The organism is Pseudomonas sp. Ga0074129, assembly GCA_001465025.1.
Classification (GTDB): domain Bacteria; phylum Pseudomonadota; class Gammaproteobacteria; order Pseudomonadales; family Pseudomonadaceae; genus Aquipseudomonas.
This window is the reverse complement of sequence record LNDO01000059.1, coordinates 1-8,005: the sequence shown is the minus strand read 5'-3', so window position 1 is coordinate 8,005 and position 8,005 is coordinate 1. Positions and strand designations below refer to the sequence as shown.

General features: G+C 59.3%; 8 protein-coding genes. 7 read left to right on the top strand and 1 reads right to left on the bottom strand.

The window, feature by feature from the left end:
- The first annotated feature begins 153 nt into the window (after positions 1-153).
- The 7 genes from AUK77_RS06260 (at position 154) to lapG (ending at position 6,734) form a co-directional block, all read left to right on the top strand.
- Positions 154-1,485 carry an OprD family porin gene (locus tag AUK77_RS06260; RefSeq protein ID WP_296127289.1) on the top strand — a complete coding sequence of 444 codons (1,332 nt, stop codon included), beginning with the start codon at positions 154-156 and terminating at the stop codon, positions 1,483-1,485.
- A 231-nt stretch (positions 1,486-1,716) separates the two neighbouring features.
- Entirely contained in the window at positions 1,717-2,757 is a 1,041-nt protein-coding gene (locus AUK77_RS06255) for a methyltransferase domain-containing protein (protein WP_296127287.1), read from the top strand.
- Positions 2,758-2,767: 10 nt separating this feature from the next.
- The gene (locus tag AUK77_RS06250) at positions 2,768-3,577 is read left to right on the top strand and encodes a phosphate ABC transporter substrate-binding protein (protein WP_296127285.1); all 810 of its coding nucleotides are present in this window, start codon (positions 2,768-2,770) and stop codon (positions 3,575-3,577) included.
- Positions 3,543-4,400 (top strand): phosphate ABC transporter permease subunit PstC, encoded by an 858-nt coding sequence (pstC, locus tag AUK77_RS06245; RefSeq protein WP_296127283.1) that lies wholly within the window; start codon positions 3,543-3,545, stop codon positions 4,398-4,400. The genes AUK77_RS06250 and pstC overlap by 35 nt, the downstream gene beginning before the upstream one ends.
- A complete protein-coding gene (gene pstA / locus AUK77_RS06240; protein ID WP_296127281.1) occupies positions 4,397-5,227 on the top strand; it encodes a phosphate ABC transporter permease PstA in 831 nt (276 codons plus the stop codon). The genes pstC and pstA overlap by 4 nt, the downstream gene beginning before the upstream one ends.
- A gap of 3 nt (positions 5,228-5,230) precedes the next feature.
- Positions 5,231-6,004, top strand: coding sequence for a phosphate ABC transporter ATP-binding protein (locus AUK77_RS06235; RefSeq protein WP_296127278.1), 774 nt, complete (start codon positions 5,231-5,233; stop codon positions 6,002-6,004).
- A 28-nt stretch (positions 6,005-6,032) separates the two neighbouring features.
- Complete coding sequence (gene lapG / locus AUK77_RS06230; RefSeq protein ID WP_296127276.1) at positions 6,033-6,734, top strand: cysteine protease LapG; 702 nt, start codon at positions 6,033-6,035, stop codon at positions 6,732-6,734.
- A 43-nt stretch (positions 6,735-6,777) separates the two neighbouring features.
- On the opposite strand, the gene AUK77_RS06225 is transcribed toward lapG, so the two are convergent.
- Positions 6,778-7,920, bottom strand: a complete 1,143-nt coding sequence (locus AUK77_RS06225) for a site-specific integrase (protein WP_296127274.1) — start codon at positions 7,918-7,920, stop codon at positions 6,778-6,780.
- Between the last annotated feature and the right edge of the window lie 85 nt (positions 7,921-8,005).

Sequence of the window (8,005 nt, the reverse complement as noted above, 5' to 3'; positions counted from 1 at the left end):
TCTGCGCTTGAATCCTTTGGTGTGAGAGCCTGGATTCTACCGGTGGCTGGCCCTCTGCCTATCGTTTCAAGCGTTGCACTTATTCTATGAATTCAGGCACAACAACAAGCGCTACCCACAGGTGGCGCATCGCCTACGCAAGAGGGGTATCCAATGCACCGCTTTACACTCAGTTTGTGCGGCCTGGCTGTGGCAACAGCCTTCAGCCAAACAGCCCTGGCCAGCCAGCAATCGGAGGCGCAGGGTTTTATCCAGGACAGCAGTTTCAATCTGCTCAATCGCGCCTTCTATTTCAACCGTGATTTCCGCAACGGTGGCTTCAATGGCGCCGGCACCAATACAAACAAACCCGGCCAGGAGAACGGTTACCGCGAAGAAGCGGCCTACGGGATCATGGGATTCTACGAATCCGGCTTTACCCAGGGTACGGTTGGCTTCGGTGTGGATGCCTATGGCTTTCTCGGTATTCGTCTTGATGGCGGCGGTGGCCGCACCGGGACCTTGCTAGCGCCCATCGGCAGCGATGGCGAGCCCGAGCGGGAGTGGAGCGAGGCCGGCGGGGTGCTCAAGCTGCGAGTGTCTAACACCGTACTCAAATACGGTGAGCAGCAATTCGCCAACCCTGTCGTCGGGACGGGCGATGCTCGTCTGTTGCCGGAAACCGCCACGGGCTTTTTCTTAAGCAGCGAGGAAATCGAGGGCGTGAGCCTGGACGCTGGCCACATTACGGCAATGAATGCGTTCAACAGCAGCAATTCGGATGATGAGTTGCTTATTCAGTATGCCGGCGACGTGGGTGACTCGATCAGTTGGGCGGGCCTGACCTATGCACCAGCGGAAAGTCTTTCCCTCAGCCTTTACGGCTCCCAGGTCGAAGACACCTGGCGGCGCTATTACGCGGGGCTGGCCTATACCCTTGACCTGGGTAGCGAGCGTTCGCTGGGCTTTGATCTGAATGTCTATCGCACCAACGACCGTGGCCGCGCACTGGCTGGTGAGATCGGCAACACCGACTGGTCTCTGGCCAGCAAATACGCCTGGGGGGCCCATGCAGTGACCCTGGCCTATCAGCAGATCGACGATGACGCCGGTTTCGATTACATCGGTTTCGATGGCATTTACCTGGCCAACTCGGTGCAGTACTCCGACTTCAACGCTCCAGGCGAGCGCTCCTGGCAACTGCGTTATGACCTGGACATGGCCAGCTATGGCGTACCGGGCCTGACCCTGATGGCGCGCTATGTGCGCGGCAGCGATATCGACAGCACCGATGCGGACGACCGTGGTGGCTTCTTTGATGCCGATGCCCGTAACGAGAAACATTGGGAACGTAACCTGGAAGCCAAGTACATCGTACAGAGCGGCCCGGCCAAGGATCTCTCCCTGCGCGTTCGGCATGCCGTGCACCGCGGCTCTTCCAACCAAATTGACGGGGACGCCGACGATGTTCGTTTGATCGTCGAGTACCCGCTTAGCCTGCTTTAAGCTTTCACTCGTCGTGGAGTGAAAAATAGGGGTTGCTCCTTTCCTCCCCGTCTTGGGGGCTGTGTCGGCCATGGCCCCCTTTTTTTATGTTTCTCTTGGCTCTCTGCCAGCGCTGATGGGCTGTAACAAAGCGCCTTTGTTTTTATCTAGTAGTTAAGTGATATCTCAGTAATCGATCCTGTCTGTCGGCGCGCATTGATCGCCAATCGACATTCTGAAAAGAGGTTTTCCATGCACGAGTCGGTACAGAACTATTACGGCAAGGTCCTGCAGAACAGCGGCGATCTTAAAACCAGTGCCTGCTGTGATCCCAGCAGCATGCCGAATTGGCTCAAACCACTGCTGGCCAAGGTCCATCACGAAGTCAGCGCCCGTTATTACGGCTGCGGGCTGGTCGCACCGGCCTTGCTGGAGGGCTGCCGGGTGCTTGATCTGGGCAGTGGCTCGGGCCGCGATTGTTATGTCCTGGCGCAATTGGTCGGGGCTGAGGGCTCCGTGCTCGGTGTGGACATGACCGCCGAGCAGCTGGCGGTGGCCAATGCCCATCTGGATTACCATGCCGCGCAGTTCGGCTACGCCAATGTGGAATTTCGCCACGGCTATATCGAAGACCTGGCAGCACTGGACCTGGCCGATGCCAGCTTCGATGTCATCGTATCCAACTGCGTGATCAATCTGTCACCTGACAAGGACAGCGTATTGCGCGAGGCCTATCGCCTGCTCAAGCCGGGCGGCGAGTTGTACTTCTCTGATGTGTACGCGGATCGCCGTCTGGCTGACTCGTTGCGCCAGGATGAGGTGTTGTACGGTGAGTGCCTGGGCGGTGCCCTGTACTGGAATGACTTCGAGAACCTGGCCCGCCGGCATGGCTTTGCCGACCCACGCCTGGTGGAGGATCAGCCGATCAGCATCAGTGACCCGGCGCTGGCGGAAAAACTCGGCGATGCCCGTTTCTTCTCCGCCACCTACCGGCTGTTCAAGCTCGATGGTCTGGAGCCGGCCTGCGAGGACTACGGCCAGGCCGTGATCTATCGCGGCAGCATTGCCGGTGCGCCCACTGCATTTGTGCTGGATAAACACCACCGCATCGAAACGGGCCGGGTGTTCCCGGTGTGCGGCAATACCTGGCGCATGCTCAAGGACAGCCGTTTTGCTGCGCATTTCGAGTTTATCGGCGACTTCAGCCGGCACTTCGGTTTGTTCGAGGGCTGTGGCGGTGGTCTGCCGTTCGATCAGGGTGCTGCGCCTGGCACTGCGGCCAGCTGCTGCTGAGGAGAAGGGGATGCTGACTCGGAAGTTGTGTGCCGTTGCCTGCTCTGTCCTGCTGCTCAGTGCCTGTTCACCCGAGCAGAAGCAGACCATCAGTGTCTCGGGCTCAAGCACCATCGCCCCATTGATGGCGGACATCGGTAAGCGTTTTGAGGCGTTGAACCCTGATATTCACGTGGACGTACAATCGGGGGGAACCTCACGCGGTATTCAGGATGTACGCAATGGCCTGGCCGTCATCGGCATGGCCTCGCGCGCCCTGAAGGATACGGAAACAGATCTGCAGGCCTATACCATTGCCGACGATGGGATTGCCCTGATCGTGCACGCCAGCAACCCCCTGACCCAGATCACGGGCGAGCAGGTGGTTGACATCTACACCGGCAAGGTCAGTGACTGGTCAGCGCTTGATGGTCCGTCCGGCTCGGTGGTCAAGGTACACAAGGCAGAAGGGCGCTCGACTCTGGAGTTGTTTCTGCAGCACTTCCACCTCGACAACGGCGCTGTGCGGCCGGACCTGGTGATAGGTGACAACCAGCAAGGCATCAAGTCTGTCGCGGGCAATCCGCTGGCCATTGGTTATGTGTCGATTGGCAGTGCCGAGTATGAAGCGGGGCAGGGCGTGCCTATCAAGCTACTGGCCCTGGATGGGCAAGAGGCCTCTAGTCAGGCTGTACGAGAAGGGCATTACCCACTGAGCCGCCCCCTTAACCTGGTGGTGCGCGGTGAGCCGGATGCCAACACCCGGGCGCTATTGGACTTTGCCCAATCCAGCGAGGTGGCCGACCTTGTCCAACAGCACGCCTTTGTTCCGGCGCGATAGCGCCGACCGCCTGCTACGTTCGGTCAGCCTGCTGTGCGCGCTGGCAGCGGCGGTGATCCTGTTGCTGATTCTGCTGTTTCTGACCCAGGCCAGCTGGCCACTGCTGCAGGAGCCCGGCAATCTGCTTGGTAACAGCTGGCAGCCGAGCAAGGGCTTATTCGGCTTGCAGGCCATGCTCGCAGCCAGCCTGCTCAGCAGCGTACTGGCCCTGCTGCTGGCAGTGCCAGCCGGCCTGTTGGTCAGCATCTGGCTGATCTTCTACGCACCCAGGCCGCTGGCCAGTGCCTACTCGGCGCTGCTTGGCCTTATGGCCAGCATTCCCTCCGTGGTCTATGGGCTGTGGGGGCTGGTGGTACTGGTGCCTTTGCTCAACAACTGGTTTCCACCGGGTGCCAGCCTGCTGACGGCAGGTATTGTGCTTGGGCTGATGATCCTGCCGCTGCTGATGGTGCAGGCGGATGTAATCCTCCGTGAAAGCGCTCGCCGCCATCTGCCGGCGGCCCTGTGTCTGGGGGTGTCGCACTGGTCGGCGATTCGCCGGGTGCTGCTGCCCGCAGCCTGGCCACGGCTATGGCCATCCATCCTGCTGCAACTGGGCCGGGCCCTGGGTGAAACCATGGCGGTGCTGATGGTGGCCGGCAATGTAGTGCAGTGGCCGGGTTCGATCTTCGACCCAGTGCGTACCCTGACGGCCAATATCGCCCTGGAGATGAGCTATGCCACCGGTCCTCACCTGCAGGCGTTATACCTCAGTGGCTGGGTGTTGTTGGTATTGGCGCTGCTGCTGATGGGCTTGGCACGCCTTTATGGAGCTCGCACATGAACCGGCAGGAACGTTGGCGCGGTTATGCCCTGGCAAGCCTGGCCCTGCTGCTGGCCCTGGCACCGCTGAGCTTGTTGCTGACCCTGTTTGCCGAGGGTTTCAGCCATCTGGATTTGAGCTTTTTCAGTACTGCGCCCGAGCAGGCAGGACGGAGCGGGGGGATTGGTCCGATCATTCTCTCCACGCTCTGGGTGCTGCTGATCTGTTTGGCCATTGCCGTGCCACTGGGCCTGGGCACCGCACTGTTTCTGGTGGAGCAGCTGCGGCCGGACAGCCGTGCCAATCTGGTGCTGCAGTGGGCCCTGGATGGCCTGGGCGCCGTACCCTCGGTGGTGTTTGGCCTGTTCGGGCACCGCGTGTTCGTGGTCGAACTTGGCTGGGGCTACTCCCTGCTGGCCGGTGGCTGCACTCTAGCCTGCATGGTTTTGCCACTGTTTATTCGGGGCTGCGAGCAGGCCCTGCGCGACTGTCCGCACAGCTATCGCCAGGCTGCTGCCGGCTTGGCGATTTCCCGCGTTGGCTACCTGCGACGCATCCTGTTGCCCTTTGCGGCTCCGGGTATCGCGGCTGCTCTGGTGCTGAGTGCGGGGCGTGCCCTGGCGGAAACAGCCGTGCTGCTGTTTACCGCTGGTTATGTGATGCGCTGGCCTGAAAGTGTATTCGACTCGGGGCGCACCCTGGCCGTGCATATCTACGACCTGGCCATGAACGTCTCCGGTGGCAGCCCGGCCTCGGCGGCTACGGCTCTGGTGCTGCTGGGCCTGGCCCTGATCATTCAATTGCTAGCGTGGCGCCTGGGGCGTCGGCCGGCAGCTTTTGCGAGATAAATCATGCAAGTGCCACCTTCCATTCAGATTGAAAACCTCAGTGTGCATTACGCCGGTCAGGTCGCGCTGCAAGGCGCCTCATTGGCAGTCGCTCCCGGGGAGCTGATGGCCCTGGTCGGCCCCAGTGGTTGCGGCAAGAGCAGCCTGCTTTCGGCGGTCAATCGCATGAGTGATCTGGTGCCAGGTGCACGGGTCAGCGGGCGTGTACTGATCGACGGCCGGGATGTCTTGAGCGGAGCCGAAGATGTACAAGCTTTGCGTCGTCAGATCGGCATGGTGTTCCAGCAGCCCAACCCCTTTCCCTTGAGCATTGCCGAAAATATCCGCTTTGCCTTGCGCGAGCATGGGGTGCGCAACAAGGCCGTACTGGAAGAGCGTCTGGAGCAAGCCCTGCAGGCCACGGGGTTATGGAATGAAGTGCGCGATAGGCTGGATAAGCCGGCACTGGGGCTGTCTGGCGGTCAACAGCAACGCCTGGGCTTCGCCCGCGCCCTGGCCTTGCAGCCGAGTGTGCTGTTGCTGGATGAGCCCTGCAGTGCCCTGGACCCGATGGCCAGCGCCACGGTTGAGGCGCTGATCGACAGCCTCAAGGGGCGCTACACATTGTTGATGGTGACCCACAACCTGGCTCAGGCACGGCGCCTGGCCGACCATGTGGCGGTGTGCTGGGTACGGGATGGCTGCGGCTGCGTGCTGGAGAGTGGGCCCGCCCAGGATCTGTTCCAGAGCAGCCGCGATCCCCTGGCTCATCGTTACCTTAACGGTCTGCTGTGCTAGCGCAGCAGTATGCGGAGGACAGGAACCGATGTCTGGTGCCAAAGACTCCGCAGCCAAGGCATACAGCCGGCGTACCGTCTTGCAGCTATTGGGCTATGGTTTAAGTGCTGTTCTTTTCGGACCATCCTGGGCTAATCGTCAGCCAGGTTGGGACTTCCAGGAAATCATCCGCCGTGCAGAAGTGCGCCATGGTCCATTGGGGGATGCACGCCAACGCATTCTGGATTGGCAAGCGCTGCTACTGCAAAGCCAGGGGCTCGGCGAGATGGACAAGTTGCACGCCGTCAATCGCCATTTCAATCGGGTGTTGCAGTTTGTTGACGACATCAATATCTGGGGTGAGCAGGATTACTGGGCCACACCGGTCGAAGCGCTGATAAAGGGTAAGGCGGACTGCGAGGATTACTCCTTGGCCAAGTACTTCAGCCTGCGCCAACTGCAGGTTCCCGCAGACAAATTGCGCATCACCTACGTCAAAGCCTTGCGTCTGAATCAGGCGCATATGGTGGTGACCTATTACTCCAGCAGCAGCGCCGAACCCTTGGTGCTGGACAACCTGATCAATCAGATCCGCCCGGCCAGTCAACGTAACGATCTACTGCCGGTGTATGGCTTTAATGCGGAGGGCGTGTATTTGTTCAAGGCTGGTGGCGTCAAGCGTGCCGGGGACACCAAACAGCTTTCGCGTTGGCAGGATGTGCTCAGGAAAATGCGGGAGGAGGGGGTCTAAGGGATATCTACCGGAGCGGGGTGGCACTACTTTTAATAGGTGTTTAACGCCTCACTGGAAGGCTTTTCACCGAGTGAGCCCGTTGTTCGTCCAGCGAGTTGTAGTACGTATTTTGGGTAGTACTGAGACTATTGTGACGAAGGTCAGCCTGGAGGTCTTTCATCTCTCGATATGGTGCATCAAAGGTTGCGGAAGTGTGACGTAACCAATGCAGTGAAGCTGAGCGTAACTGGTCTATTTCGTCATCGCTCCAGCCTTCGTCAGCCATACGCCCCATAGCGCGATCAAATAGCCCTTGGAGGAGCAGGCGAATATGCCGATCAGAAAGCCCACCGCGGCCCTTCAGAGAACTGATCAACGGTGTTTTCTCTTGGGCAGTTGGGAAGGGGGAGAGCTGTAAATGTTGACGATAGCGTACTAGGAAGTTCTGGATATATTCGTCGCGGATACTGATCTTGGCTGCCTTGTTGCCTTTGCCAACCACATGAAACCACCAGTTACCCATCGTATCGCGACGAATATCGCCCATAGTAGGCGTCCAGTTGTCACGCCCGACTAGATCAGAGACTCGCAGGTACATAGAGAACATAGTCGCAACGATGAACAAAGTGCGTTCGTGTTTCGGGTCGGCCGTGGCCATCTGTTCTGCAGTCTCGATCACGTAGCTCCACTGCAACGGAGTCAGGGAGCGGGACGCCACATCCAAGGTGTGGCGTTGTTTGTAAATGGATTTCTGTTTTACCGCCCTGAAGGGGTTTACCTCGGTAAGTCCTTCATCAATGGCATGCTGGAAGAAGCTGCCACAGACTGCGAATACTTGGGCAGTAGATCCTTGCGACATGCGGTAGGGACGGGAGGGAAGGGTAGCAACGGCCTCTTCGGCAATCTTGCGTTCGCGTTTGGCCACGGTGTGACTGAAAGGTCGCCATTTAAAATTCACGATGTAGGTGTCCGTGTCGAGCTTCTTGCGACCACCCTCGCGCAGGAAGCGAGACTTTACGACCGGACCTATCCAGTCGGCTGGCGGGTTGAGGCAGAACTCCATGAATGCCTCGGCGTCTCGGCGACGCAATTCAACGAGGGGTTTGCCAGCCACCAGTAGGGACCAGAGCAACAGCCGCTCGACATGAGTTCGATAGGAATTGAACGTAGCTTCGTTGCCGGCATAGGACTCGGCGTTTTGCAAGGTAGTTGTCGCGTCAGCCGTGTTTTTAAGCTGCTATTTTCACTGCCGGCTGCTCCCTCTCTGGGTTGAGTGTGACGGCGCCGAT

Bases quoted from the DNA above. Each gene is read 5' to 3' on its own strand.
- AUK77_RS06260 (WP_296127289.1), top strand. From the start codon at position 154: ATGCACCGCTTTACACTCAGTTTGTGCGGCCTGGCTGTGGCAACAGCC.
- AUK77_RS06255 (WP_296127287.1), top strand. From the start codon at position 1,717: ATGCACGAGTCGGTACAGAACTATTACGGCAAGGTCCTGCAGAACAGC.
- AUK77_RS06250 (WP_296127285.1), top strand. From the start codon at position 2,768: ATGCTGACTCGGAAGTTGTGTGCCGTTGCCTGCTCTGTCCTGCTGCTC.
- pstA (WP_296127281.1), top strand. From the start codon at position 4,397: ATGAACCGGCAGGAACGTTGGCGCGGTTATGCCCTGGCAAGCCTGGCC.
- AUK77_RS06235 (WP_296127278.1), top strand. From the start codon at position 5,231: ATGCAAGTGCCACCTTCCATTCAGATTGAAAACCTCAGTGTGCATTAC.
- lapG (WP_296127276.1), top strand. From the start codon at position 6,033: ATGTCTGGTGCCAAAGACTCCGCAGCCAAGGCATACAGCCGGCGTACC.